Source organism: Methylobacterium ajmalii (genome assembly GCF_016613415.1).
In the GTDB taxonomy this organism is placed as follows: Bacteria; Pseudomonadota; Alphaproteobacteria; order Rhizobiales; family Beijerinckiaceae; genus Methylobacterium; species Methylobacterium ajmalii.
Genome location: NZ_JACWCT010000125.1, coordinates 38,813 through 63,930 on the forward strand (window position 1 = coordinate 38,813; position 25,118 = coordinate 63,930).

The window sequence follows — 25,118 nt, forward strand, 5'->3', positions numbered from 1 at the left end:
AAAATCCGTTTGCAGGGCAGGCAGCCTTTCAGACGAAGTGCTTCGAGAGCTTCAGCCCCTGCGCCTGGTAGTTCGAGCCGGCGGCGCTGCCGTAGAGGGCGGCCGGGCGCTGGGCCATCCGCTCGTAGACGAGCCGGCCGACGATCTGACCGTCCTCCAGCATGAACGGCACGTCGCGCGAGCGCACCTCCAGCACCGCGCGGGCGCCGGTGCCGCCGGCCTCCGCATGGCCGAAGCCGGGATCGAAGAAGCCGGCGTAGTGGACCCGGAACTCGCCGACGAGAGGATCGAACGGCACCATCTCGGCGGCGAAGTCCGGCGGCACCTGCACCGCCTCCTTCGAGGCCAGGATGTAGAACTGGCCCGGGTCGAGGATGAGCGTGCCCGAGCCGTCGGCCCGCAGGGGCTCCCAGAACTCGGCGGCCGGGTAGGATCGCGGCCGGTCGACGTCGACGAGGCCGGTATGGCGCTTGGCGCGGTAGCCGATCAGCCCGTCGAAGCCCGAGAGATCGACCGAGACGGCGACGCCGCCCTGGAACGACGGGTCGGCGCAATCGACCAGCGGGGTCGTGGCATGCAGGCGGGCGAGCGCGGCGTCGTCGAGCCGCACCGCGCCGCGGCGGAAGCGCAGCTGCGACAGGCGCGAGCCGGTGCGCACCAGCACCGGGAAGGTGCGGGGCGAGATCTCGGCGAAGAGCGGCCCGGCATAGCCGGCCTCGACCATGTCGAATTCACGCGCCTGGTCGGTGATGACGCGGGTGAACACGTCGATGCGCCCGGTCGAACTCTTCGGGTTGGCGCTGGCGGCCAGATCCGGCGGCAGGGCCACGCCCTCCTGCAGCTCGGCGATGTAGACGCAGCCGGTCTCCAGCACCGCGCCCTGGCGCAGGTCGATCTCGTGCAGCTTGAGCTTGTCGAGGCAGGCGGCGACGTCACGGGTGCGCCCCGGCAGGAAGCTCGCCCGGACCCGCCAGGCCCGGCCGCCGAGGCGCAGGTCGAGGCTCGCCGGCTGGATCTGGTCGTCCGCGAAGGGGCTGGCTGGCCGGATCACCCCGGCGCTCGCGAGTGCCGCGATGCCCTCCGCCGATTGAATCCCGTCCTCGAGCTTCACCATGACACGTCCATCCTCAACGGGCCTTTGTCGCAGGAGCGGGGTTTCCACGACGTGAAGAGCCGCTCACGCCTCGTCGCGCACGCCCCGGTCGAGGGCAAGCGCGAGGCTCGCCCGGGCGATCGCCCCCATCGCGGTGAGGCCGGCGAGCGCCGCGACGATCGGGGCCGCCCGCTCGGGCAGCAGGATCAGGCCGGCGAGCGCGAGCGCCGCGACGGTATCGGCGACCCGCCCCCCGGCCAGGATCAGGGTGTGGAGGTCGAGGCCGGGCGCCGCAAGCCCGCGCCTGGCCGCGAGCCAGCCGGAGAGCCGCACCGCCGCGATCTCCAGGAGGAGCGCGGCGAGCAAAGCGGCCGCCGGCCAGCCGGGCATCCGCCAGGCGAGCGCGAGCGCCAGGGCGACGCGCAGCCACGGCCCCTCCCCGCGTCCCGGGTCCGAGGGCCGATGCGCGAGCCCGCGCCAGGCGGCGAGGAGGACGAGGCAGACGGGATCGGCGCGCAGGGCCAGCGCCAGCGCGGCACCGAGGCCCGCGACGGCTGTGGACGAGGAAGGAAGCCGCATGACGGAGTGGGGCGCCTCGTGCAGGATTACCGACCGCATTCGCCGGCAATTGACGATCCGGGAGGCCGGACGTACCACGACGCCCGCCGGCCGTCGCGCTTGATGCGCGGGCCGCCAGCGGAGGTTTCCCGATGTACAAGGCCGAGACCCGCGGCATCAGCGTGTCGGTGCAGCCGCGCTTCGTGGAAGAAGAATCCTCGCCCGACAGCGGCCGCTACTTCTTTGCCTATACGGTGGAGATCACCAACAACGGCAGCGAGCAGGTGCAGCTGCGCTCCCGGCACTGGCGCATCGTCGACGGGCGCGGCGAGATGCAGGAAGTGCGCGGCGCCGGCGTCGTCGGCAAGCAGCCGGTGCTCGGGCCCGGCGAATCGTTCAGCTACACCAGCGGCTGCCCCCTCACCACGCCGGACGGCACGATGGAGGGCACCTACACGATGTCCACCGCCGACGGCGACAGCTTCGAGGCCGCGATCCCCGCCTTCTCGCTCGACTCGCCGCATGTGCGCCGGGTGATGCACTAACACCGACCCGTGCTCGGGCGTCTGGGGGCGCCTGCATCGGGGCGGGTGTCGAGGAGACGGAGCTTGGGCTAAGACCGGGGCTTACCTCCGGCACGAGACAGCCCGCTCCGATGACCAAGACCGGCCCCCGCCTGACCCCGCTCGAACTCCTCGCCCGGCTGGTCTCCTTCGACACCGAGAGCCAGAAGTCGAACCTGCCGCTGATCCGCTGGGTGGCCGAGTATCTCGACGCCTGGGGCGTTCCCTACGTGATCGCGCCGAACGAGGCCGGCGACAAGGCGGCGCTCTACGCCACGATCGGGCCGATGCAGGACGGCGGCGTGGTGCTGTCGGGCCATACCGACGTGGTGCCGGTGGCGGGGCAATCCTGGACCAGCGATCCCTTCACCCTGCGCGTCGCCGACGGCAAGATCTACGGACGCGGCGCCGTCGACATGAAGGGCTTCGACGCGCTCTGCCTCGCCCTGGTGCCGGAGATGCTGGCGGCCGACCTCAAGACGCCGATCCACATCCTGCTCTCCTACGACGAGGAGCTGACCTGCCTCGGCGTGGTCGACGTGATCGCCCGCCTCGGCAAGGACCTGCCGCGGCCCGGCGCCGTGATCGTCGGTGAGCCGACCGACCTCGAGGTCGCCGACGCCCACAAGAGCATCTACACCTACCGCACCACCGTCCACGGCCACGAGGCGCATTCCTCGAAGCCGGCGCTCGGCGCCAACGCCGTGATGGCGGCGGCCGAGCTGGTGGCGGGCCTCAACCGCATCGCCGACCAGATGGCGGCGAAGGGCGATGCCAGCGGCCGGTACGATCCGGCCTACACCACGGTCCATGTCGGGGTGATCGGCGGCGGCACCGCCCGCAACATCCTGCCGAAGGCGTGCGAATTCCAGTGGGAGTTCCGCGGCCTGCCCGACCTCCCGCGCGACGAGATCCCGGGCCTGTTCGCCGGGGAGGTCGAGCGGGTGACCCGCGAGCGGCTGAACCGCTTCGGCAATTACGGGCACATCGAGACCGAGGAGGACGCCGCGGTGCCGGGGCTCGCGCCCGAGCCGGGCTCCCCGGCCGAGCGCCTGGCGCTCCGGCTCGCCGGCCGCAACCACACCATCACGGTGCCCTACGCCACCGAGGCCGGCCGCTTCCAGCTCGCCGGCCTGCCGACCGTGGTCTGCGGCCCGGGCTCGATCGACCAGGCACACCAGCCGGACGAGTACATCACGCTGGCGGCCTTCGAGGCCGGCGAGGCGTTCCTGCGCCAGCTGGTGCGGGATTGCGCGGCGGGGTGGAGCCCAGTGTGAGTCGACGCCGTCCGCTTCCTCAAGAATGCATGGCGCAAGAAATGATCGCGGGCTCTCCTCACCCGCGCAGATGATCGCATTCAAACAACGCGATCCGACCATCCTCTCCTTGCAAGTAGCGCTCCTCCCCTTGTGGGGAGGGGTATGGGAGATCGAAGATCCCGCGTGGGCGGCGTGAAGCGCGAGACCTCTCCGGCAACCACCCCCAGCCCCACCCCACAAGCGGGAGGGGAACGCGCCGTGCTTTCATCGCCGGTGAGTTTGCAGTTCCGTTTCAGGGCCGCCGCGCCAGCGCCAAGCCCACGCCCGCTCCCATCAGCAGCCCGCCCGTCACCCGGTTGCGCCAGCGCCCCCGCGCCAGCACGACCCGGGCCCGGCCCGCCAAAGCCGCCCAGACCGTGTCGCCGGCGATGGCCAGGATCAGGAAGGTCGCGGCCAGCAGCACGAGCTGTCCGAGGGGTGCGGCGTCGCGGCTGACGAACTGGGGCAGGAAGGCACCGAAGAACAGGAGCGTCTTGGGGTTGGTCAGCGCCACGAGGAAGCCGCGCAGGATCATCGCCCGGGCGGCGCGCGGCTCCGGCGCGGTCTGCGCGAGGTCGGTCGCGGGCGCGCGCCAGGCGCGGAACGCCAGCCAGGCGAGGTAGGCGACGCCGAGCCAGCGCAACAGCTCGAACCACGCCGCCATGAGGGCCAGCATCGCCGAGAGGCCGGCGACCGTGAGGGCGAGCTGGAGGGCCAGCGCGACGCTGGTGCCGGCCACCGTGACGAGGCCGTACCGGGTGTCGTGGGCCACGCTGTTGGCGACGATGAGGGCGACGTTGGGTCCCGGGATCAGGATCAGGACCAGCGTGGCGGCGACGAAGCCGAGATAGAGGTCGAGGGGCATGGCGGGGCCGTCCGGTGGGAACCGGATGGCAGCGTGCCATGCACGCCGCCGCCCCGCCAGGCTCGGGCGCCGCTTACTGCTGCGCCGGCTGGGTCGTGGTGGTTCCGGTCGCGGCGGGGACGTCGGGCTTCGACGTGTCGGTGGCCTGCGCGCCGGCCTTCGGCGCATCCGCCTTCGCGGGCTGCTGGCCGAGATAGACGTATTCCGGCGCGGCGCGGAGCTGATCCTTGTCGGTGTTGATCACCGCCTTCAGGGTCTTGTCGTCGACGCGGGTGACCTGCAGGGCCTCCTTCGCGACCGAGACGTACTTGGTGCCGAGGCCGAGGAAGCCGCCGACGCCGACGACGTAGGACTTCACCGCCAGGTCCGGCCCGAGCACGATGTCGGCGATCGAGCCGATGGTCTCGTTGGCGCCGTTCTGGATGTTCTGGCCGATGAGCTTGGTGGCGACGAGGTCGCTCGGCGCCTGGGCGACGAAGGTCGGCCGCAGGTCGTTGTTGAGCGTCGCGGGGGTGCCCGGCACGGGCTTGGGACCGCCGGCATCCTGCGCCAGGCCGGCGCTGGCGCCGGCGACGAGGAGGAACGCGGCGGCGAGGAGGGGGCGGGACATCGACGGCTCCGACTGCTTTTCGCCCGACGCGCTCGGGCGCATGAAGAGTCGGTTGCGGTGCGAAAGGTTCCCTCGCCCCTCCCCTTTCGTCACGTCAGGCGGGCTGGCCGCCGACGATCTCGGCCTCGACCTCGGCCGGATCGAGATCGTAATGGCGCGAGCAGAACTCGCAGGTGATGCCGATGCGGCCGTCCTCGCCGACGATGTCGCGGCGCTCCTCGGCCGAGAAGTTGCGGACCATGCCCATCACCCGCTCCCGCGAGCAGCGGCAGGCCTCGTGCACTCCTTGCGCCTCGAACACCCGCACGCCGCGCTCGTGGAAGAGCCGATAGAGCAGGCGCTCGCTCGACACGGTGGGGTCGACGAGCTCGTGATCCTCGATCGTCGCCACCAGGGACTTGGCCTCGACCCAGGCGTCGTCCTCCCGGTTCGCGCTGTCGTCGAGGAACGTGTGTCCCTCCGGCAGGTCGCCGGGCGGCAGGTCGGCGAGGCGGGCGCGCTCGGGCGAGTGCGGCAGGAACTGCATCAGCAGGCCGCCGGCGCGCCAGGCCTCGCCGCTGCCCTCGACCTGCTCGGCGACGGCGAGGCGGACCCGGGTCGGGATCTGCTCCGACTGGCGGAAATACTGGTGCGCCGCCTCCTCGAAGCCCTGGCCCTCGAGCGCCACCACGCCCTGGTAGCGGCTCTGGACCGAGCCCTGGTCGATCGTCATGGCGAGGTGGCCGTGGCCGAGGAGCTGAGCCGTGTCCGCGCGCGGCCCCGCCGCCGCGACGCGGCCGGCATCGAAGCGCGCGGTGGCGCGCACCCGGTCGGGCGCCTCGAAATCGACCACCACCATGTCGACCGGGCCGTCGGACTTGGTCTGGAGCTGGAACCGGCCCTCGAACTTCAGCGACGAGCCGAGCAGCACGGTCAGCGCCGTCGCCTCGCCGAGGAGCCGCGCGACCGTGTCCGGGTAGCCGTGCCGGCGTAGGATGGTGTCGAGGGAGGGGCCGAGGCGCACGGCGCGGCCGCGCACGTCGAGAGGCTCGACGGCGAAGGGCAGGATCGCGTCGTCGCGGCCCTCGGGGCTCTGGGAGGAAGTGGTCTCGGACATGCTCTCACCGCCGCCGGCAAGGCTGAAGGCCGGCTCTCGCGCAGGAAAGAAAAGGTCTCCCGGCGGGGCGGCTTCCGCGCGGACCGCCGCCGCGCAGGCGCTCGGGAGGGAGCGGGCAGGCGGAGCGAGGAGCGGGGAAAGGCGCCGCGGCGAGAGACCGGCGTATCGCGCCATATGGTGGTCCGGGCGGTGGTTTCGAAGGGGTCCGCCGCCCGGGGAGATCGTCAGGAGACGGCGCCGAGGCACCAGGCCAGGATGCCCTTCTGGGCGTGGAGCCGGTTCTCGGCTTCGTCGAACACCACCGATTGCGGCCCGTCGATCACCTCGGCGGTGACCTCCTCCCCGCGATGGGCCGGCAGGCAGTGCATGAACACCGCGTCCTTGGCAGCCGCCGCCATCAGCCGGCCGTTGACCTGATAGGGCATCAGCAGGTTGTGGCGGTGCGCCTCGTCCTCGTCGCCCATCGAGACCCAGCAATCGGTCACGACGCAATCGGCGCCCGCCACCGCCTCGAACGGGTCGGCGGTGACGTTGAGCGTGGCGCCCTCGGCCTTGGCGCGGGCGATCAGGCTCTCGGGCACCGGCATCTCGGGCGGGCAGGCGACGTTGAGCGTGAAGTCGAACCGGGCCGCGGCGTGGGCCCAGGAGGCCAGCACGTTGTTGGAATCGCCCGACCAGGCGACGGTGCGGCCCTTGATCGGCCCGCGATGCTCCTCGAAGGTCAGCACGTCGGCCATGATCTGGCACGGGTGCGAATCCTTCGTCAGGCCGTTGATGACCGGAATGGTGGCGTATTCGGCCAGCTCCAGCATCATGCCGTGATCGAGGATGCGGATCATGATCGCGTCGATGTAGCGCGACAGCACCCGGGCGGTGTCGGCGACGGTCTCGCCGCGGCCGAGCTGCATCTCCCGGCCGGTGAGCATCAGGGTCTCGCCGCCGAGCTCCCGCATCGCCACGTCGAAGGAGACGCGGGTGCGGGTCGAGGGCTTGTCGAACACCATGCCGAGGAACTTGCCGGCGAGCGGACGCTCCGCCGGCGGCTCGCCCCGGCGGCGGCGGCGCTTCAGGTCGGCGCAGGCGTCGAGGACCGTGCGCAGCTCGGTGCTGGAGAAGTCGGTCAGGTCGAGGAAGTGCCGGGGGGCCGGCGCGATCTTCACGGGCGCATTCATCACTCGGCGGCCCTCCGGCCCCTCAGTTCCATGGCGGCGCAGGCCGCCTCCAGCTTGTCCAGGGCCGCGCTCACCTCGGCCTCGCCGATGATCAGCGGCGGCAGCAGGCGCACGACGTTGTCGCCGGCCGGGATCACCAGCAGGTGCTCGTCCCGGGCGGCGGCGGCGAATTCGGTGTTGGGCACCACGAGGCGCAGGCCCATCATCAGGCCCTCGCCGCGGATCTCGTCGACGATGTCCGGGTGGCGGTCCTTGAGGGAGGCCAGCCGCTGCTTGAGGAGCAGGCCGGTCTGGCGCACCTGCTCCAGGAAGCCGGGGGCGAGCACGATGTCGAGCACGGCGTTGCCCACCGCCATGGCGAGCGGGTTGCCGCCGAAGGTGGTGCCGTGGCTGCCCACCACCATGCCGCGGGCGGCCTCGCTGGTGGCGAGGCAGGCGCCCATCGGGAAGCCGCCGCCGATGCCCTTGGCCGAGGACAGGATGTCGGGCGTCACGCCCGACCACTCGTGGGCGAAGAGCTTGCCGGTGCGGCCGATGCCGGTCTGGACCTCGTCCATGATCAGGAGAAGGCCGTGCTCGTCGCACAAGCCGCGCAGGGTGCGCAGCCACTCGGGCGAGACCACCCGCAGGCCGCCCTCGCCCTGGATCGGCTCGATCATCAGGGCGGCGGTCTCGGGCGTGATCGCGCTTTTGAGGGCATCGAGGTCGCCGAACGGCACCTGGTCGAAGCCGTCGACCTTCGGGCCGAAGCCGTCGATGTACTTCTGCTGGCCGCCGGCCGCGATGGTGGCGAGCGTCCGGCCGTGGAAGGCGCCCTCGAAGGTGACGATCCGGTAGCGCTCCGGGTGGCCGCCGGCGGCGTGGTACTTGCGCGCCATCTTGATGCAGGCCTCGTTGGCCTCGGCACCGGAATTGGCGAAGAACACCACGTCGGCGAAGCTCGCCTCGGTCAGCCGCCGGGCCAGCCGCTCGGCCTCCGGCACCTCGAACAGGTTCGAGACGTGCCAGACCTTCTGGGCCTGCTCGGTCAGCGCGGCGACGAGGTGCGGGTGGCCGTGGCCGACCGAGTTGACCGCGATGCCGGCGCCGAAGTCGAGGTATCGCGAGCCGTCTCGGGCGATGAGCCAAGCGCCCTCACCGCGCTCGAAGGACACCTTGGCCCGGGCGTAGGTCGGCAGCAGCGAGGAGGTCACGATCTCGTCTCCGTCGCGGTCGAGTGAGTCGGTCGACCGGAAAACAAAGCGCCGCCTCGAAGGGCGGCGCGCGCGGATACTATGGAACGAGCGCTCCCTGTCAACGCCGGCCGTGAAGATGACGCCGAGACGACGGCGAGAGGAGCCCTCGCCCGGGGTTGCGGCCGGACTTCCTTCGGGGCACAGACCGGGGAGCGGCCGGGCTCGGCCGCGCCGCGGCGGCACCGCCGCGGGACGACGGACCGGCTTATCGCTCCGGCGGGCGTCACGCCCCGGACGGGCCTGGTGGGAGATCTGACAGATGAGCGCGACCCTCGACCGCCTGAAGGAGCTCGGCTTCACCCTGCCGCCGGCCGCGGCCCCGGTGGCGAACTACGTCGGCTTCCAGCGCAGCGGCAACCTGGTGATCATCTCGGGCCAGCTGCCCTTCGGCGCCGACGGCCAGATCGATCCGGCCCACAAGGGCAAGGTCGGCGCCGCGGTCTCGCCGGAGCTCGCTGCCGAGGCGGCGCGGCACTGCGCCCTCAACATCCTGGCGCAGCTGCGGGCGGCGGCCGGCAACCTCGACGACGCGGTGGTGTCCTGCCTGCGGCTCGGCGGCTTCATCAACGCGGCGCCGGGCTTCTCGGCGGTGGCCGGCGTGATGAACGGCGCCTCCGACCTGATGGTGCAGGTGCTGGGCGAGCGCGGCCGTCACGCCCGCTCGACGATCGGCGTCGCCGAATTGCCCCTCGACGCGGTGGTCGAGGTCGAGGGCATGTTCGAGATCCGGTGATCCTGGAGCAGCTCGCGATCGCGCGGCGATCACGAGGTGCCCTAGGTCTTTGATTTTTCCGCATTTTCTGCGACGAACCGGCATCCCTTTCGTCGGAAAATGCTCTAGGTTCCTTGCCATCATGACAGACCGCCTCGCCCCCGGCTGGCTGAACGCCCGGCCGATCGCCCATCGCGGCCTGCACGACCGCACCGCCGGCATCCCCGAGAACACGATCGCGGCGGCGAAGGCCGCGATCGCGGGCGGCTACGCGATCGAGTGCGACGTCCAGCTCAGCCGGGACGGCGAGGCGATGGTGTTTCACGATGCCGGCCTCGGCCGGCTGACCGGGGCCGACGGCCTGGTGCGCGAGCGCGACGCCGCCGATCTCGGGCAACTGACGGTGCTCGGCAGCGCCGAGCGGGTGCCCACCCTGCCGGAGTTCCTGGAGACGATCGCCGGCCGCACGCCGCTGATCGTCGAGGTGAAGACCCGGTTCGACGGCGACCTCGCGCTCGCCCGCCGGACCGCCGAGATCGTGGCCGCCTATGACGGTCCGCTGGCGGTGAAGTCGTTCGATCCGGTGATCGTCGGCGCGCTCGCCGACCTCGTTCCCGGCATCCCGCGCGGCATCGTGGCGGAGAGCCGCCACGACGACCCGTCCTACGCGAGCCTCACCGAGGCGCAGCGGCACGGGCTGGGCCAGCTGCTGCATTTTTCGGAGAGCCGGCCGGACTTCCTGTCCTGGCGCGTCGACGACCTGCCGAACGCCGCCACCCACCTCTGCCGCCTTCTCGGGCGGATGCCGGTGATGGCCTGGACCGTGCGCAACGAGGTGCAGATGCGCCTCGCGCGGACCCATGCCGACCAGATGGTGTTCGAGGGCTTCCGGCCCTGAATCAGGGACGGGCCGGCATCTGGAACCAGGCGAACCGGGGCACCAGGCCGGCGAGCGCCGCCGACGGGCATTCGGCGCTGAGGGCGTCGGCCACCGCGTCGGCCTCCTCCATCGCGAGCCCGACCTGCAGAACGTCGTCGATCACCGCGATGGCGCCCGAGCGCACGTCGTAGACGGTCCAGCCGTCGCGGTCGCGGCGAATGTCGTAGCGGGTGGCGTGGATCGACATGGATGTGCGTCCCGGCTGGTGAGAATGGCGTAGTCCGGTGGGGGCATGGGTCGATGTGCCGGCGCGCACGCGACGGCTGGGTGGGTAGGCGCGGACGGTGCGGACGACGCGCGCCCGTCAGCCCCGCCCGATCGGCCCGGCCCGCACGTAGCCGCGGGAGATCAGCCGGTCGCGCTGACGCGTCCGGCGCTCGGCCTCGCCGAGATCGGCGAGCGCATCGGCGATCACCCGGCGGAGCGCCAGGCCGGCATCTCCCCCGGCCGCCGTCAGGTAGGCGGCCGCGATCGTCTCGACGCCGGGCGCCCGCCCGTCGCGTCGCTCCGCCGGTTCGTGGTTGATGGCGCCGTTCATGGCTTTCAGGCTCACCGCTGCGCGAAGCCGGCCCCGCCGACTCACGTTAGAACATAACGTGAACAAGCCACGGCGAGGGCGGTCCGGTCAAGCTGCGTTCGCGTGGCCGGCGGCCGGTGTGGATAGCGGGGAGAGCGTGCCTCAGGGCGCGCGGGTCGCGGCCGGGTCGCCGGCCCGCACCGGCGCCTCGACGTAGCGGCCCCGGGCCGGTACCGCCACCGACGCGAAGTCGCGGGCGAGGTCGTGCAGGGCCCGGCGCAGGCCGGGGCCGCGCAGCGGCCGGCCGTGGCCGGTAAGGGCCAGTTCGGGCTCGAGCTGCGCCAGGGCCGCCACCGAGCGCCCGGCGGCGTCCCAGTCGACCGTGAGGTAGCGCGGCGGCCCATGCATCTCGGGCGCCTGCGTCGCGACGGCGTAGACCGATTCCTGCGCGGTCGCCACGAAGGCGTCGCCGGCAATGAGCGTCCGGTCGGCGGCGCGCCAGAGCGAGACGTGGCCGGGGGAATGGCCGGGTGTGTGGAGCCAGCGCCAGCCCGGCAGCGGCGGCACGCTGCCGTCCTCCGGCAGGAGGTGCAGGCGGGCGCCGACGTCGACCGGACTCGTGGGGAAGAGCGGCGAGAGCCGGGCGACGAGGCCGCCGCCGACGCCCGGATCCGGAGCCGGGTAGGCGGCGCTGCCGTCGAGATAGGGGCGCTCAAGCGGGTGCGCCCAGACCGGGGCGTCCCAGGCCTCGGCCAGATCCTCAAGCACGCCGACATGGTCGAAATGGCCGTGGGTGAGCACGATCGCGGCCGGGCGGGCGCCCTGACCGAACCGGGACGCGGCCGCCGCCTCGATGGCGGCCCGCGAGCCCATGATCCCGGCATCGACCAGCACCCAGCCCCGATCCCCTGCCCCGGGCGGGCCCAGATACGCGACGTTGACGATGGCGTGGCGCTGGTAGGCGAGGTCCGAGCGCAGCGCGTGGGTGCCGTCCGGGCCGGCGGGGGCGTCGTCGACCGAGTCGGGATCGATCGGGATCTGCTGGGTCATGCCGGCACCTCGCGACGGGAATGCCCGACCAATGCTCCCAAGGAGTATCTGTTCCCGCCGCCGCTCCCTCGCCTCCCCGCTCTCGTGACGTTTCTGCAACGACCGTCCGGAAAGAGACGATTGCGAAACATCCGTGGCCCCAATCGGGCTTTTTCGCGGCTACTTTCGCCACGAGCGCTGACAGGCGCCGTCCGCAAAGAAGAAGGCTGCAAAGCCCACGCCCCAATCGAGGCAATTTGATGCAAGTCCATAGACAGTCGAGACGCAAGACGATGGCCGCCCGCGGCTTGATCTCGCTCCTCTGCTCGACGATCTCTTACGCAGCGTTGGCCCAGTCGTCCGGGTACCAGGATCCGGGCCGCCCGGGCGACGCCGCGAGCTGGCGCACGCCGGAATATCTCGGCGACTGGGGCCTGACCTCGATGCGGGCCGACCAGGCCTATGCCCGGGGCGTCACCGGGCGCGGCGTCGTGGTCGGCTCGGTCGATTCCGGCTTCCTCGCCACCCATCCGGAATTCGCCGGCCAGGTGACGTCCCTCACCGTGCAGGGCAACTACCTCGCGGACGGCTACCGCTACGAGACCGCCGCGGGCGTGCGCAGCGACCTGTTCGCGGCGGGCAGCGCCTTCTCGGTGCCGGGCACCTGGATCCGCGGCGTCAACGACGATCACGGCACCCATGTCGACGGCACCATCGTGGCGCGCCGCGACGGCACCGGCATGCACGGCGTCGCCTTCGGGGCGACCCTGCTCGCTACCAACACCAACGCCACCGATTCCGCGATCTACGGCGCCAACCAGGACTACGCCTACTTCAAGGCCGCCTACGGCAACCTGGCGGCCGCCGGCGCGCGGGTGATCAACTCGTCCTGGGGCAGCCCACCGCCCTCCGAGAACTACAACACCCTCGCCGGGGTCGCGGCCGGCTACGCCAAGTTCCAGGGCCGGCTCGACTGGCTCGACGCGGTCGCCGAGACCACCCGGCAATACGGCACCATCATGGTCTTCGCCGCCGGCAATGCCGGGGTGAACAACCCGACCGTGCGCGCCGCCCTGCCCTACTTCGAGCCCGACCTCGAATCGCGATGGATCGCCGCCTCGGGCCTGACCATCGACGACGGCACGGCGTTCAACCGCTGCGGGCTCGCCAAGTACTGGTGCATCGCCGCGCCCGGCCGCGGCATCCTGAGCACCGTGACCTCGACCGCGGGCGTGGCGGGCTACGGCTCGAAGAGCGGCACCTCGATGTCGGCGCCCCACGTCACCGGCGCGCTGGCGCTGGTGATGGAGCGCTTCCCCTACATGACCAACGAGCAGGCGCGCGACGTGCTGCTCACCACCGCGACCCATCTCGGCAGCGGCCCGGCCGACGTGCCGAACGAGACCTTCGGCTGGGGCAAGATCGACCTCGGCCGCGCCATGAACGGCCCGGGCCAGTTCCTCGGCCGCTTCACCGCCACCCTGCCGGGCGGCACGCTCGACATCTGGTCGAACGACATCTCGGACGCCGCGCTGCGCCAGCGCCAGGTCGAGGACGGCGCCGAGCACGCGACCTGGGTGCAGGTGAAGGCCGCCCGCGGCTGGAGCGCCGGTCTGCCGGCGGGCGCGACCGCCGACCAGCAGATCGAATACACCTGGCGCGAGGCGCGCGATCAGGCCTTCCTCGCCCGCACCTACCAGGGCGGGCTGACCAAGGCCGGGGACGGCGCGCTGATCCTGACCGGCGCCAACACCTATACGGGCTCGACCGAGGTGAATGGCGGCCTGCTCGCCGTGAACGGGTCGATCACCTCGATCGCCAACGTGAATGCGGGCGGCACGCTCGGCGGCAACGGCACCCTCGGCGGGCTCGCCGTCCGCTCGGGCGGCACCGTGGCGCCGGGCCTCGGCATCGGCACGCTCAACGTCGCCGGCAACGTCGGCTTCGCCCCTGGCTCGCTCTACGCCGTCGAGGTCGCCCCGGGCCGCAGCGACCGCATCAGCGCCACCGGCGCCGCGCGGATCGACGGCGGCACCGTGACGGTCGCGGCGGAGGGGACGGGCGGCGTCTTGAGCCCCGGCGCCCTGCGCGGGCTGCTCGGCCAGCGCACCACGATCCTGTCGGCGACCCAGGGGATCAGCGGCCGCTTCGACGCCGCGATGCCGGGCTACACCTTCATCGGGGCGAACCTCGATTACGGCACCGACAGCGTCGGCCTGACGCTGGCGCGCAACGCCACGACCTTCGCGTCCATCGGCGCCACCCGCAACCAGGCCGCGACCGGCGGGGCGATCGAGGCGCTCGGCGCCGGCAACGCGCTCTACGAGACGGTGCTGGTCAACGCCGATCCGGCGGCGGCGCGCTCCGCCTTCGCGTCCCTCTCGGGCGAGATCCATGCCAGCGCCGTGACGGCGCAGTTCGAGACCGCGTTCTTCGTGCGCGAGGCGATCCTCGACCGCCTGCGCCGGGGCGACGTCGCGGGCGCGCCGGTCTTCGGGGGGCTCTCGGCGGCCAGCCTGCCGGCGGCCTACTCGGCCGACCTGCCGGGCCGGGTCGCGCCGCCCGCCCAGGTGCCGGCGCAGCTCGCCGCGCCGCGGGCCTACGGGCTCTGGGGCCAGGGCTTCGGCGCCTTCGGCCGGACGCGGAGCGACGGCAACGCCGCCTCGCTGTCGCGCCAGATCAGCGGCTTCGTCCTCGGTGCCGATACCGGCCTCGATCTCGGCGGGCTCCCCGGCGCCTGGCGCGTCGGCGTCGCCGGCGGCTACACCAACACCAGCCTCGACGTGACCGGCCGGGCCTCCTCGGGCGTGATCGAGAGCGGCTTCGGCGGCCTCTACGCCGGCACCACCCTCGGGCCGGTGGCCCTGCGCTTCGGCGGCGTCGCGGGGGGCAACAGCCTGTCGCTCCGGCGCAGCATCCTGGCACCGGGCTTTGCCCAGGGGCTGAACGCCCGCACCAGCGGCCTCACCGCGCAGGTCTTCGGCGAGGTCGGCTACCGGGTGGCGTTCGGCGCGGCCGTGATCGAGCCCTTCGTCGGCGCGGCGGCGATCCGCATCGGCCAGGACGCCTTCACCGAGCGCGGCGGCCCGGCGGCCTTGTCCGGCCTCGGCCGCGACAACGATCTGGCCGCCACCACGGTCGGCGTGCGGGGCTCGACCCGGCTCACCGCCGACCTGCCTGTGTACCTGACCGGCCTCGTCGGCTGGCGCCGGGCCTACGGCGACGTGGTGCCCAAGGCCCTCCTCGCCTTCGGGGCCGGCCAGACCGGCTTCCTGGTCGCCGGCGTGCCGATCAACCGCGACGCGGTGGTGGCGCAGGCCGGCCTCGACTGGGCGGTCTCCCCGGCGACGACGCTCGGCGTGTCCTATACCGGCCAGGCCGGCGAGCGGGCGCAGGACCACGCGGTGAAGGGCAACTTCACCTACCGGTTCTGATCGGCTGACGAACAAGGAAGGCCCGCCGCCTCGGCCGAGGCGGCGGGCCTTTCCTGTCATGGGGTGGGGCAGGATCGGGTCAGCGCTTGCCCAGCAGCTCCATCGGCGTGCGGTAGGTCTCCCGCGCCGTGAAGATCGACACCGCGGCGATACCGGCCGTGACGGTGACGAAGGCCGCGACCGGGACCCAGCCGGTCGGGCCGTCGCCGAGGAGCGCGGCGCTGATCACCGGGGCGAAGCCGCCGAGCGCGAAGCCGATCTGGGTGCCGATCGCCATGCCCGACAGCCGGACCTTGGTGTCGAACATCTCGCCGTAGAGCGACGGCCACACCCCGTTGGCGGCGCTGTAGACCACGCCCGAGAGCAGGATGCCGAAGGTAAAGATCAGCGGGATGTTGCCCTGGCTGATCGCCCACATGTAGGGCCAGATCAGCGCGGCGGAGCCGAGCGCGCCGAAGATGAAGACCGGGCGGCGGCCGATCCGGTCGGCGAGCGCCGCGAAGGCCGGGATCGCGCCGAGCGCCACCACGTTGGCGAGGATCAGCACGGTCAGCATCGTCGGGCGGTCGATCTTCATCGTGTTGACCGCGTAGGACAGGGTGAAGACGCTGAAGATCGTGCTCACCACCGAGACCAGCGCGGCGAAGATCACCCGCAGCACGTCGGCCCACTGGGTGCGGAACAGTACCGCGACCGGCAGGTCGGCCTTGGCGTGGGCCTGCGTCTCCTGCTCCTTCTCGAAGACCGGGGTCTCCGGGAGGGTGCGGCGGACCCAGAACCCGACCGCGACCACGAGGGCGCTGAGGAAGAACGGGATGCGCCAGCCCCAGGACAGCATCTGCGCCTCGGGCATCTGGGTGATCGGCAGGAAGACCAGCGTGGCGAGGATCAATCCCGCCTGGGTGCCGCTCAGGGTGAAGCTGGTGAAGAAGGCGCGCTTGTGGGCGGGGGCGTGCTCCAGCGTCATCGAGTTGGCACCGGCCTGCTCGCCGGCGGCCGAGACGCCCTGGAGCAGGCGGGCGATGACGAGCAGGATCGGCGACAGGATGCCGAGCTGGTCGTAGGTCGGCAGGCAGCCGATCATGAAGGTCGAGAGGCCCATCAGGAGCAGTGTGAAGGTGAGCACCTTCTTGCGGCCGAAGCGGTCGCCGATATGGCCGAGCGCCACGGCGCCGAGCGGCCGGGTGATGTAGGCGACGCCGAAGGTCGCGAACGAGGCGATCGCCGCCGCCTGCGGGTTGTTCGGCGCAAAGAACAGTTTCGGGAAGATCAGCGCCGCGGCGGTTCCGTAGATGAAGAAGTCGTAGTATTCGACCGCGCTGCCGATCCAGCTCGCGAGCGCGGCCTTCTTCGGCGTCTTCACGGCCTCGGGTTCGGCGACCGCGGCGGCGGGCGCGGGATAGACGGAGGAGGTCATCGGCGTTTCCTTGGGGATTGGGGACGGACGGGCCCGTTGGATCGGACCGCATTCTTCAAAGGCTTGGGTGGCGGCTCGGGCCGCCGACCGGGACCGGTTCAGGCCGTCCGGCCGAGCTCGGCGAAGTGGCGGAGCATCCGCTCCGGGTCCGGGGTCAGGCCGGTGATGAGGCGGAAGGCCTCGACCGCCTGGAACACCGCCATGCCGCCGCCGTCGAGGGTGCGGCAGCCGATCCGGCGCGCCTCGCGCAGGAGCGCGGTCTCGAGCGGGAAATAGACGATCTCGGCGACGAACAGCCCAGGATGCAGGTACTCGGCCGGCAGCGGCAGGCCCGGATACTTGTCCATGCCGGTCGGCGTGCAGTGGACGAGACCGTCCGCCGCCGCGACTTCCGCCGCCAGGTCGGTGCAGGCCCGCGCGCGGCCGGCGCCGAAGCGCGCGCAGAGCGAGGCCGCGACGCCAGCCGCCCGGGCCGGGTCGATGTCGTTGAGGACGAGATCCTCGACTCCGAGGGTCAGGAGCGCGTGGGCCACCGCCGCGCCGGCACCGCCCGCGCCGAGCTGCACGACGCGGGTCAGCGCCACGTCGGGCAGGCCGCGCCGGAACGCCTCGGCGAAGCCCCACCAGTCGGTGTTGTGGCCGATCCGCTTGCCGTCGCGCAGGACCACCGTGTTGACAGCGCCCAAGGCGGCCGCGTCGGGCGACAGCTCGTCGAGATGGGCGAGCACCGCCTGCTTGCAGGGATGGGTGATGTTGAGGCCGGAAAAGCCCATCCGCTCGGCGGCGGTCAGAAGCTCGGGCAGCGCGTCGGCACCCAGACCGAGCTTCTCCAGGTCGATCTTCTGGTAGAGGAGGCGCAGGCCCTGCGCGTCGCCCTCGTGCTCGTGCATCGGAGGCGTGCGGGACGCCTGGATGCCGTTGCCGATCAGGCCGGCCAGGACGGATCTGGGGGCTGCGCCCATGATGCGGGCTCCTCTCTCGAACGTTCCTCGGATGACGCGATTGCGACGCGCTTGAGGTCAAATGTACTAACCAGTACGTTCATGTCAAGCGCGGAAGGCGGCGGGCCGCCCCCGCCCCGCGCCGGGCTCGACGGAGCCGGCCCCGTTTGCGATGGAGGACCGGCGCACAAGCAGACGGGAGAACGCAATGCGGAAGGCGATCGCCACGGTGTCGGTAAGCGGCACGCTGATCGAGAAGCTGGAGGCGATCGCGGCGGCGCGCTTCGACGGGGTCGAGATCTTCGAGAACGACCTCCTCTTTCACACCGGCCCGGCCCGCGACGTGCGCCGCTACGCCTCCGACCTCGGCCTGTCGATCGACCTGTTTCAGCCCTTCCGCGACTTCGAGGGCGTGTCGGACGAGCAGCTGAAGCGCAACCTCGACCGGGCCGAGCGCAAGTTCGACCTGATGGAAGAGCTCGGCGCGCCGCTGATCCTGGTCTGCTCCAACGTCGGGAACGAGGTCTCGGACGACGACGCCCGGATGGCCGACCAGCTCTACCAGCTCGCCGAGCGGGCGGCGAAGCGCGGCCTCAAGATCGGCTTCGAGGCCCTGTCCTGGGGCACCAAGGTGCGCACCTTCGACCGGGCCTGGGGCATCGTCGAGCGGGCGAACCACCCGCATCTCGGCCTGATCCTCGACAGCTTCCACACGCTCGCTCTCCCGGACGACTGGTCGGGTATCGCAAACCTCCCGGGCCAGCGGGTGTTCTTCGTCCAGCTGGCCGATGCCCCGCGCATCGGCATGAACCCGCTGACCTTGAGCCGCCACTTCCGCTGCCTGCCGGGCCAGGGCGACCTCGACGTGCCGGGCTTCCTCCAGGCGGTGCTCGCCTGCGGCTATACCGGCACGATCTCGCTCGAGATCTTCAACGACGACATGCGGGCCGCACCCCCGCGCCAGACCGCGGCCGACGGCCACCGCTCGCTGCTCTTTCTCGAGGAGCGGGTGCGGCGCACCGACGAGGCCGCCGCGCTCGCGCCCTCTGCGCCCAAGCGGCCCCGCCGCCGGGTCGAGCTGTTCGACCCGCCGCTGCCGCCGGCCATCGCCGGGCACCGCTTCATCGAGGTGGCGGTGGACGAGCGCTGCGAGGGCGCGCTGGCGCGTCTCCTCGGCCAGCTCGGCTTCACGCGGCTCGGCCGCCACCGCAGCAAGGCGGTGACGCTCTACGGCCAGGGCGAGATCCGCATCGTGCTCAACCGCGAACCGGATTCCTTCGCCTCGTCCTACTTCCTGATGCACGGCCCCTCGGTCTGCGCCCAGGCCATCATCACCGACGACGCGCTCGCGGCGCTCGGCCGGGCCGAATCCTACGGCGCGGCCCGCTTCGGCGGCCGCATCGGGCCGGACGAGAACTCCTTCCCGTCGATCCGGGCGCCCGACGGCAGCCTGATCATCCTCACCGACCCGCAGACCGGGAGCGACTTCGAGCACGACTTCGTGATGGAGGATGGTGCCGAACCGGCGGGCCTGCTCACCCGGGTCGACCACGTGGCGCAGGCCCTGCCCGAGGGCCAGCTCGATTCCTGGGTGCTGTTCTACCGCGCGGTGCTCGGGCTCGAGCCGGAGGACGTGGTGGTGCTGCCCGACCCCTATGGCCTCGTGCGCAGCAAGGCGATGTCGAACGCCGAGCGCACCATGCGGCTGCCGCTCAACATCTCGGAGAGCCGCAACACCGCCACCGCCCGCCTGGTGTCGAGCTTCGCGGGCGCCGGCGTCCACCACATCGCGCTCGCCACCGACGACATCTTCGCGGCGGCCGAGCGCCTCAAGGCCGCCGGCGCGACGCTGCTGCCGATCCCGGCCAACTACTACGACGACGTGGCCGCCCGCTTCGGGCTCGACGACGCGCTCATCGCCCGCATGCAGAGCCTGAGCATCCTCTACGACCGGGTCGGCGAGGGCGAGTTCCTGCAATTCTACACGACGCCGTTCGAGGAGCGGTTCTACTTCGAGATCGTGCAGCGCAAGGGCGGCTACGACTTGTATGGGGCGCCGAACGCCCCGGTGCGGATGGCGGCCTTGGCGGCGTTGCGGGGCCCGAACCTGTCGCAGGTGCTGCGGTAGGTTTTTCGGAGGGGCGGGCACCCCGCCCCTCCTGGCCGGATCGCAGGGGCAGTGCACGACAATGGCGTGAAGCCTGGCGGTACGTGGCTTTCCCAACCGCGACCTCATCCTGAGGTGCGACCGCAGGGAGCCTCGAAGGAGGGCTCCAGAAGTCTCCGAGATTTCTGGAGCCCTCCTTCGAGGTCAGTCGATCAAAGATCGACTAACACCTCAGGATGAGGTTCGAGATGGGACAGGCCGACGTCACGTGTGAACGGCCCTGTCGTGTACCATCGACCGAGCCAACACAACTCCGCTCAACCGAATGACGCATGGGTTAAGATTTCCGTGGCGTGCTGGGGATCGGCAGGGTTCCTCAGCAAAAACCCCCGGACACCATGCGTCCGGGGGCTTTCCTTCAACCGAAGTCGCGTCTTACTTCTTCTCGTCCGCCTTCGGAGCGGGCGCCGGAGCCGCGGGGGCAGTCCCGACGCGCTCGATCTTGGCCCCCTCGCGCAGCTTGGTGATGATGTCCTGCTGGGTCTTGCGGGTGAGGTAGGCCTCGACCTGCTCCTTCATCTCGTCGAAGCTCGGCACCGGCTTGCTGCGCTTCTCCTCGACCTTGATGACGTGCCAGCCGAACTGGGTCTTGATCGGGTCGGAGATCTTGCCGGCCTCGAGCTTGAAGGCCGCGTCGGCGAAGGGCGCGACCATCCGCTCCTTGGTGAACCAGCCGAGATCGCCGCCCTCGGCCTTGGAGCCGGGATCCTTCGAGGTCTCGGCCGCCACCTTGGCGAAGTCCTCGCCGGCCTTCAGGCGCGCGGCGATCTTCTTGGCCTCGGCCTCGTTGTCGACGAGGATGTGGCGGGCGTGGACCTCCTCCTCGGGCTTCATCGCCTTGACGGTCTCGTCGTAGAGCGCCTTGGCGGCCTGCGGCGTGACGGCCTTCTTGGCCTCGCGCTCGAGGTACTCGTCGAGGAGGAGCTTGTCGCGGAAATAGGCGAGCTTGCGGGTGAAGTCGGGGCTCTCGGCCACCTTGTCCTTCTCGGCGGCCTGGGCGCCGATCTTCAGGTCGACCATGTAGTCGACGAGCAGGTTGCGCTTCTGCGCCTCGTCGACGCCGGGCAGCGACAGGGCCGGGTCGTCGGCCGCCACGGCGAGATCGCCGGCGGTGATGGTCGCGCCGTTCACCTTGGCCACGACGGTATCGGGGGACTGGGCCGGGGCGGCGGACGGAGCAGCGGCAGGAGCGGCGGGGGCCGGCGCCTGGGCGAGCGCGGCGCCCGGCAGGAGGAGCCCGAGGGCGAGCGCGCCGTTGCGCCAGAAGGGGGAGAGGGTCGGCATGGCGTGATCCTTGGGGCCCGTGCGCGAGGTCGTTTTCAGACGGCGGACAGGTGGCAAAGATCGGCCGACAAGACAAGCGGCGCACGGCGCCGCAGCGGCAAGGGAGCAGCCGCGCACCCGCGGACCTCTCCGGCCCGCGGGTGCGGATCGGTTCAGTAGCCGGTCGAGGCGACCTCGACACGGTTGCCGCGGCGCGCGAAGGCGACCGAGGCGGCCGCGCCGTCCTGGGTGCCGGGCACCGAGAAGCTGACGACCTGGTCGGAGGCCAGCGTGGTGATCACGCGCAGCGGGGTGGCGGCGGTCGCGTCGGTCGGCGCCAGGGTGGCGACGACGCGCAGGCCGTCCTTCTCGACGGTGTAGTAGGCCGAGCCGCGCACCGGGCCGAGATCGAGGCTGTGCGACTGGCGCGGGGTCAGCTCTGAGGCGCCCGCCGCGGTGGCGAGAACGAGACCGAGGGCGGAGAGGGCGATGAGACGCATCGGTGGTCCAGGAGTTCTGTCCGGCGCGAGATGCGCATCCGGAAAGCCGGGATCTGCCGGGAGACGTCAATAAAGCATTCACTATTGTGCGACGCAATAGAAACATATTGCAATGCATCATGATGCAGCCGCACCGGTTCGCCGGCATTCCTGCTCATTCCGCCGCGCGGGTCGCTCGTACCGTCTCCCGTGACCTGCGGCCCGCCCCGCCCTACCTGCCAGGGCGACCCCGCCGACGTGGCCGCCCCCGCCGACCCGGATTGCTGGACTCGCATGAGCACCTACCGCTTCGACAGGCTCCTCAGCCCGCGCTCCGTGGCGCTGGTGGGCGCGAGCGCGCGGCCGAATGCGTTCGGCGCCGCGATCCTGCGCAACCTGCGCGAGGCGGGCTTTGCCGGCCCGATCTGGCCGGTGAACCCGCGCCACGACAGCGTCGACGGCGTCCAGGCCTTCGCCGACCTCGCCGACCTGCCCGAGCCCGCCGACCTCGTGGTGATCGTGACCCCGCCCGAGACCGTGCCGGAGGTGGTGGCGGCGGCCGGCCGCAAGGGCTGCGGGGCGGCGGTCGTCATCACCACCGGCCTCGGCAGCGGGCCGGATTCGCTGGCGGAAGCCGCGCGGGCGGCGGCACGGCGCCACTCGTTGCGGCTCGTCGGGCCCGACAGCATGGGGCTCGCCGTGCCGGGGAACGCGCTCAATGCCAGCCTGCTCGCCCGGGCGCCGCTGCCCGGCGACCTGGCGCTGATCTCGCAGTCGCGCACCGTGGCGGCCGGCATCGTCGCCTGGGCCCAGGGGCGCGGCACCGGATTCTCCGGCATCGTCTCCCTCGGCAACGCCCTCGACGTCGACATCGCCGACTGCCTCGACCACTTCGCCGCCGACATCCGCACCCGGGCGATCCTCTTGTCGATCGCCACCGTGACCGACGCGCCGAAGTTCATGTCGGCGGCCCGGGCCGCCGCCCGGGCGAAGCCCGTGGTGGTGATCCGCTCCGGCCGCCACGACGCCGCCCGGATCGCCGACGGCCGCGCCGCTCCTCCGGTCCTCACGCACACCGGGATCACCCACACCGGCATCCTGGCGCGCACCGACGCGGTCTACGACGCGGCCTTCCGCCGGGCGGGCCTGTTGCGGGTCCAGGACCTCGACGAGATGTTCTCGGCGGTCGAGACGCTGGGTCGCCAGCGACCCTTCCCGGGCCGGCGCCTCGCCATCCTGGCCAACGGCCGCGGCGTCGGCGCCATCGCGGTCGACCGGCTGATCGATCTCGGCGGCTCCCTCGCCGGCCTCTCGGAGGAGACGAGGGCGCGGCTCGCCGCCGCGGTGCCGGGCACCGGCCCGCAGGATTGGCGCAACCCGGTCGATATCGGCGCCGACGCCGACGGGCCGCGCTACGCCGCGGCGCTGGAGGCCCTGATGGCCGACCGCGACAACGATGCGGTGCTGGTCATCAACGTGCCGACCGCGCTCTCGGGCGGCAGCGCGGTCGCGAGCGAGATCGTCGAGGCGGTGAAGCGGGGGCGCAAGGGCGCCTTCCGGGCCCGCCCGGTCTTCGCCGTCACGGTGGGCGACGAGGCCGCCGGCGAGATCCTGAGCCAGGCCGGCATCCCGCGCTTCGCCACCGATGCCGACGCGGTCGAGGGCTTCACCCACCTCGTGCGCTACCGCGAGGCGCAGGACGACCTCACCACCACCCCGGCGGTGCTGCCCGACGACCTCGTGCCGGATGCCGGCGCCGCCCGGGCGATCGTCGACCGGGTGCTGGCGGACGGCCGCACCTGGCTCGATCCCCGCGAGATGGCGGACCTGCTCGCGGCCTACGGCATCCCGGCCCAGCCGGTGACGCTCGCCGCCGACGCCGGTGCGGCCGCGGAGGCCGCCTGGCCGATCATCGCGGCGGGCGGCACGGTGGCGCTCAAGCTCGCCTCGCCGGACGTGGTGCACAAGTCCGACGTCGGCGGCGTGCGCCTGGGGCTGACCAGCGAGGCGGCGGTGCGCGAGGCTGCCGCCGAGATGCTGGCCCGGGTGGCGCAGGAGCGGCCCGAGGCCCGGATCACCGGCTTCGTCGTCCAGGCGATGCTGCGCCGGACCCAGGCGCGCGAGCTGATCGCCGGCCTCGTCGACGATCCGGTCTTCGGCCCCGTCGTGGTGTTCGGCCGCGGCGGCACCGCCGTCGAGGTGATCGACGACCGGGCTTTGGCGCTCCCGCCCCTCGACCGGCGTCTCGCCGCCGACCTGATCGGGCGGACCCGGGTGGCGCGCCGGCTCAAGGCCTATCGCGACGTGGCGGCGGCCGACGAGGCGGCGGTCGCCCTGGTGCTGGTCAAGCTCGGCCAGCTCGCCGCCGACCTGCCGGAATTGCGCGAGCTCGACATCAACCCGCTGCTGGCCGACCGGGACGGCGTCATCGCCCTCGACGCCCGCGCGGCGGTGGCGCCCCTGCCGCCGGAGCGCCGGCGCGACGCCGGCACCGGCCCGAGCCACGCGCGCTTCGCCGTGCGGCCCTATCCCCGCGCCTGGGAGCGCCGCATCGTGCTCGACGGGCAGGCGATCCTGGTCCGCCCGGTGCGGGCCGAGGACGAGGGGCTGTTCGAAGTCTTCTTCAAGCAGGTCAGCGCCGAGGACCTGCGCCTGCGCTTCTTCGCGCCGGTGCGCGACTTCAGCCACGCCTTCCTCGCCCGCCTGACCCAGCTCGACTACGCCCGCGCCATCGCCTTCGTGGCGATCGAGGAGGCGACCGGCACGATGATGGGGGCGGTGCGCCTGCACGCCGACGCCAACCACGAGACCGGCGAGTACGCGATCCTGGTCCGCTCCGACCTCAAGGGCCTCGGGCTCGGCTGGTCGCTGATGGGGCTGATGCTCGACTGGGCCCGGGCCGAGGGCTTACGCCACGTCGAGGGCCAGGTGCTGCGCGAGAACACCACCATGCTGGCGATGTGCCGCAAGCTCGGCTTTACGGTGAGGACCGACCCCTCCGACCCCGACCTGATGCTGGTGCGGCGCGCGCTGGCGGAGGAGAGTGGCGCGCCCGCAACCTGACGCCCTCCTCCCATGCGCGACACCCCTCCCCTCGACATCGCCGGCGGCCTGCTGCTCACCGCCGCCGCCGGCTACGTCGACGCCGTCGGCTTCCTGCGGCTCGACGGGCTCTACACCTCGTTCATGAGCGGCAACTCGACCCAGTTCGCGGTCTCGCTGGCGCAAGTCGGCCACCCGGTCGCCTGGGAGATCGGCCTCCTGTTCGCGTCGTTCCTCGGCGGCGGCTTCTGCGGCAGCGTGGTGTCGCTGCGCACCCCCGGCCGCTGGGGGCCGGCCGCCGTGCTGGCGGTCGAGGCGGCGCTCCTGGCCGCGGCCCTGTCTCTCGCCTTCGGCCCCGCGCAGGGGCCGGTGGCCCCGCTGCTCGCCGCCGCCATGGGGGCGCAGAACGCGGCGCTCCGCCGGAGCGCCGGCTTCCGGCCCGGCGTGACCTTCGTCACCGGCACCCTGTTCAGCCTCAGCCACACGCTGGCCCAGGCCGCCACCCGGATCGGCCCCGCCCTCGGCTGGGTACCGGATGCCTGCACCTGGCTGGCGCTGGTCGCGGGCGCGGTGGCGGGAGGACTGGCCTATCGGGCTCACGGGCTCGAGGCGCTGGCGATGCCGATGCTGGGCGTCGGGCTGGTGCTGGCGCTCGCCGTCGGTCGGGCCGTGCGGGTGGCGGCATGA

Annotated in this window: 22 protein-coding genes; 8 read left to right on the forward strand and 14 right to left on the reverse strand. The window is 72.1% G+C overall.

The genetic code is table 11. From position 1 onward, the window contains the following. Positions 1-28: 28 nt before the first annotated feature. Together HPY23_RS23500 and HPY23_RS23505 are read right to left on the reverse strand one after the other, a co-directional pair. Positions 29-1,114, reverse strand: a complete 1,086-nt coding sequence (locus HPY23_RS23500) for a 2'-deoxycytidine 5'-triphosphate deaminase (RefSeq protein WP_060846657.1) — start codon at positions 1,112-1,114, stop codon at positions 29-31. 63 nt (positions 1,115-1,177) lie between these two features. Next, on the reverse strand, positions 1,178-1,672 hold the full coding sequence (locus tag HPY23_RS23505; RefSeq protein WP_139234892.1) for a hypothetical protein: 495 nt from the start codon (positions 1,670-1,672) through the stop codon (positions 1,178-1,180). A gap of 131 nt (positions 1,673-1,803) precedes the next feature. Here HPY23_RS23505 and apaG point away from each other — a divergent pair, with 131 nt between their 5' ends. Next, entirely contained in the window at positions 1,804-2,196 is a 393-nt protein-coding gene (gene apaG / locus HPY23_RS23510; protein WP_048430246.1) for a Co2+/Mg2+ efflux protein ApaG, read from the forward strand. 110 nt (positions 2,197-2,306) lie between these two features. Beyond that, on the forward strand, positions 2,307-3,491 hold the full coding sequence (gene argE, locus HPY23_RS23515) for an acetylornithine deacetylase (RefSeq protein ID WP_091883416.1): 1,185 nt from the start codon (positions 2,307-2,309) through the stop codon (positions 3,489-3,491). 274 nt (positions 3,492-3,765) lie between these two features. Here argE and HPY23_RS23520 read toward each other — a convergent pair whose 3' ends face one another. The 5 genes from HPY23_RS23520 to HPY23_RS23540 form a co-directional block, all read right to left on the reverse strand. Continuing rightward, positions 3,766-4,377: a LysE family translocator gene (locus tag HPY23_RS23520; protein ID WP_091883419.1), complete on the reverse strand. Its 612-nt coding sequence runs from the start codon at positions 4,375-4,377 to the stop codon at positions 3,766-3,768. Positions 4,378-4,450: 73 nt separating this feature from the next. After that, on the reverse strand, positions 4,451-4,987 hold the full coding sequence (locus tag HPY23_RS23525) for a PRC-barrel domain-containing protein (protein WP_091883422.1): 537 nt from the start codon (positions 4,985-4,987) through the stop codon (positions 4,451-4,453). Between the two features lie 94 nt (positions 4,988-5,081). After that, positions 5,082-6,083 carry an Hsp33 family molecular chaperone gene (locus HPY23_RS23530; RefSeq protein ID WP_091883425.1) on the reverse strand — a complete coding sequence of 334 codons (1,002 nt, stop codon included), beginning with the start codon at positions 6,081-6,083 and terminating at the stop codon, positions 5,082-5,084. 224 nt (positions 6,084-6,307) lie between these two features. Further along, positions 6,308-7,255 (reverse strand): ornithine carbamoyltransferase, encoded by a 948-nt coding sequence (gene argF / locus HPY23_RS23535; protein ID WP_060846664.1) that lies wholly within the window; start codon positions 7,253-7,255, stop codon positions 6,308-6,310. Beyond that, positions 7,255-8,448, reverse strand: coding sequence for an aspartate aminotransferase family protein (locus HPY23_RS23540; protein ID WP_091883428.1), 1,194 nt, complete (start codon positions 8,446-8,448; stop codon positions 7,255-7,257). Before HPY23_RS23540 ends, argF begins: the two co-directional genes overlap by 1 nt. 301 nt (positions 8,449-8,749) lie before the next feature. Between HPY23_RS23540 and HPY23_RS23545 the strand changes: the two genes are divergently transcribed. Beyond that, positions 8,750-9,223 carry a RidA family protein gene (locus tag HPY23_RS23545; protein WP_060846666.1) on the forward strand — a complete coding sequence of 158 codons (474 nt, stop codon included), beginning with the start codon at positions 8,750-8,752 and terminating at the stop codon, positions 9,221-9,223. A gap of 121 nt (positions 9,224-9,344) precedes the next feature. After that, on the forward strand, positions 9,345-10,100 hold the full coding sequence (locus HPY23_RS23550) for a glycerophosphodiester phosphodiesterase family protein (protein WP_060846667.1): 756 nt from the start codon (positions 9,345-9,347) through the stop codon (positions 10,098-10,100). 1 nt (position 10,101) lies between these two features. Here HPY23_RS23550 and HPY23_RS23555 read toward each other — a convergent pair whose 3' ends face one another. From HPY23_RS23555 to HPY23_RS23565, 3 genes are all read right to left on the reverse strand, one after another. After that, positions 10,102-10,329, reverse strand: coding sequence for a hypothetical protein (locus tag HPY23_RS23555; protein ID WP_060846668.1), 228 nt, complete (start codon positions 10,327-10,329; stop codon positions 10,102-10,104). 117 nt (positions 10,330-10,446) lie between these two features. Then, a complete protein-coding gene (locus tag HPY23_RS23560) occupies positions 10,447-10,680 on the reverse strand; it encodes a hypothetical protein (RefSeq protein ID WP_091883431.1) in 234 nt (77 codons plus the stop codon). Between the two features lie 141 nt (positions 10,681-10,821). Next, entirely contained in the window at positions 10,822-11,709 is an 888-nt protein-coding gene (locus tag HPY23_RS23565) for an MBL fold metallo-hydrolase (protein WP_091883433.1), read from the reverse strand. Positions 11,710-11,981: 272 nt separating this feature from the next. On the opposite strand from HPY23_RS23565, the gene HPY23_RS23570 reads away from it, so the two are divergent. Continuing rightward, positions 11,982-15,122, forward strand: coding sequence for an autotransporter serine protease (locus tag HPY23_RS23570; RefSeq protein WP_200649682.1), 3,141 nt, complete (start codon positions 11,982-11,984; stop codon positions 15,120-15,122). Between the two features lie 79 nt (positions 15,123-15,201). Here the strand turns inward: HPY23_RS23570 and HPY23_RS23575 are convergent, their stop codons facing one another. Both HPY23_RS23575 and HPY23_RS23580 read right to left on the reverse strand, forming a co-directional pair. After that, complete coding sequence (locus tag HPY23_RS23575; protein ID WP_060846672.1) at positions 15,202-16,539, reverse strand: MFS transporter; 1,338 nt, start codon at positions 16,537-16,539, stop codon at positions 15,202-15,204. Positions 16,540-16,637: 98 nt separating this feature from the next. After that, entirely contained in the window at positions 16,638-17,501 is an 864-nt protein-coding gene (locus tag HPY23_RS23580) for a shikimate dehydrogenase (protein WP_060846673.1), read from the reverse strand. Positions 17,502-17,688: 187 nt separating this feature from the next. Here HPY23_RS23580 and HPY23_RS23585 point away from each other — a divergent pair, with 187 nt between their 5' ends. Continuing rightward, entirely contained in the window at positions 17,689-19,608 is a 1,920-nt protein-coding gene (locus tag HPY23_RS23585) for a bifunctional sugar phosphate isomerase/epimerase/4-hydroxyphenylpyruvate dioxygenase family protein (RefSeq protein ID WP_060846674.1), read from the forward strand. A 414-nt stretch (positions 19,609-20,022) separates the two neighbouring features. Here HPY23_RS23585 and HPY23_RS23590 read toward each other — a convergent pair whose 3' ends face one another. Both HPY23_RS23590 and HPY23_RS23595 read right to left on the reverse strand, forming a co-directional pair. Further along, positions 20,023-20,931 (reverse strand): peptidylprolyl isomerase, encoded by a 909-nt coding sequence (locus HPY23_RS23590; RefSeq protein ID WP_091883439.1) that lies wholly within the window; start codon positions 20,929-20,931, stop codon positions 20,023-20,025. A 152-nt stretch (positions 20,932-21,083) separates the two neighbouring features. Continuing rightward, entirely contained in the window at positions 21,084-21,410 is a 327-nt protein-coding gene (locus HPY23_RS23595) for a hypothetical protein (RefSeq protein ID WP_048429779.1), read from the reverse strand. A 273-nt stretch (positions 21,411-21,683) separates the two neighbouring features. On the opposite strand from HPY23_RS23595, the gene HPY23_RS23600 reads away from it, so the two are divergent. Together HPY23_RS23600 and HPY23_RS23605 are read left to right on the forward strand one after the other, a co-directional pair. Next, positions 21,684-24,452 (forward strand): bifunctional acetate--CoA ligase family protein/GNAT family N-acetyltransferase, encoded by a 2,769-nt coding sequence (locus HPY23_RS23600; protein WP_091883442.1) that lies wholly within the window; start codon positions 21,684-21,686, stop codon positions 24,450-24,452. 12 nt (positions 24,453-24,464) lie between these two features. Continuing rightward, positions 24,465-25,118, forward strand: coding sequence for a YoaK family protein (locus tag HPY23_RS23605; RefSeq protein ID WP_091883445.1), 654 nt, complete (start codon positions 24,465-24,467; stop codon positions 25,116-25,118).

What these genes read in the sequence shown, in the direction of transcription:
- HPY23_RS23550 (WP_060846667.1), top strand. Translation starts at nt 9,345, where the DNA reads ATGACAGACCGCCTCGCCCCCGGCTGGCTGAACGCCCGGCCGATCGCC.
- HPY23_RS23565 (WP_091883433.1), bottom strand. Translation starts at nt 11,709, where the DNA reads ATGACCCAGCAGATCCCGATCGATCCCGACTCGGTCGACGACGCCCCC.
- HPY23_RS23600 (WP_091883442.1), top strand. Translation starts at nt 21,684, where the DNA reads ATGAGCACCTACCGCTTCGACAGGCTCCTCAGCCCGCGCTCCGTGGCG.
- apaG (WP_048430246.1), top strand. Translation starts at nt 1,804, where the DNA reads ATGTACAAGGCCGAGACCCGCGGCATCAGCGTGTCGGTGCAGCCGCGC.
- argE (WP_091883416.1), top strand. Translation starts at nt 2,307, where the DNA reads ATGACCAAGACCGGCCCCCGCCTGACCCCGCTCGAACTCCTCGCCCGG.
- HPY23_RS23575 (WP_060846672.1), bottom strand. Translation starts at nt 16,539, where the DNA reads ATGACCTCCTCCGTCTATCCCGCGCCCGCCGCCGCGGTCGCCGAACCC.
- argF (WP_060846664.1), bottom strand. Translation starts at nt 7,255, where the DNA reads ATGAATGCGCCCGTGAAGATCGCGCCGGCCCCCCGGCACTTCCTCGAC.
- HPY23_RS23505 (WP_139234892.1), bottom strand. Translation starts at nt 1,672, where the DNA reads ATGCGGCTTCCTTCCTCGTCCACAGCCGTCGCGGGCCTCGGTGCCGCG.
- HPY23_RS23570 (WP_200649682.1), top strand. Translation starts at nt 11,982, where the DNA reads ATGGCCGCCCGCGGCTTGATCTCGCTCCTCTGCTCGACGATCTCTTAC.
- HPY23_RS23585 (WP_060846674.1), top strand. Translation starts at nt 17,689, where the DNA reads ATGCGGAAGGCGATCGCCACGGTGTCGGTAAGCGGCACGCTGATCGAG.
- HPY23_RS23605 (WP_091883445.1), top strand. Translation starts at nt 24,465, where the DNA reads ATGCGCGACACCCCTCCCCTCGACATCGCCGGCGGCCTGCTGCTCACC.
- HPY23_RS23500 (WP_060846657.1), bottom strand. Translation starts at nt 1,114, where the DNA reads ATGGTGAAGCTCGAGGACGGGATTCAATCGGCGGAGGGCATCGCGGCA.
- HPY23_RS23595 (WP_048429779.1), bottom strand. Translation starts at nt 21,410, where the DNA reads ATGCGTCTCATCGCCCTCTCCGCCCTCGGTCTCGTTCTCGCCACCGCG.
- HPY23_RS23590 (WP_091883439.1), bottom strand. Translation starts at nt 20,931, where the DNA reads ATGCCGACCCTCTCCCCCTTCTGGCGCAACGGCGCGCTCGCCCTCGGG.
- HPY23_RS23530 (WP_091883425.1), bottom strand. Translation starts at nt 6,083, where the DNA reads ATGTCCGAGACCACTTCCTCCCAGAGCCCCGAGGGCCGCGACGACGCG.
- HPY23_RS23580 (WP_060846673.1), bottom strand. Translation starts at nt 17,501, where the DNA reads ATGGGCGCAGCCCCCAGATCCGTCCTGGCCGGCCTGATCGGCAACGGC.
- HPY23_RS23545 (WP_060846666.1), top strand. Translation starts at nt 8,750, where the DNA reads ATGAGCGCGACCCTCGACCGCCTGAAGGAGCTCGGCTTCACCCTGCCG.
- HPY23_RS23560 (WP_091883431.1), bottom strand. Translation starts at nt 10,680, where the DNA reads ATGAACGGCGCCATCAACCACGAACCGGCGGAGCGACGCGACGGGCGG.
- HPY23_RS23555 (WP_060846668.1), bottom strand. Translation starts at nt 10,329, where the DNA reads ATGTCGATCCACGCCACCCGCTACGACATTCGCCGCGACCGCGACGGC.
- HPY23_RS23525 (WP_091883422.1), bottom strand. Translation starts at nt 4,987, where the DNA reads ATGTCCCGCCCCCTCCTCGCCGCCGCGTTCCTCCTCGTCGCCGGCGCC.
- HPY23_RS23520 (WP_091883419.1), bottom strand. Translation starts at nt 4,377, where the DNA reads ATGCCCCTCGACCTCTATCTCGGCTTCGTCGCCGCCACGCTGGTCCTG.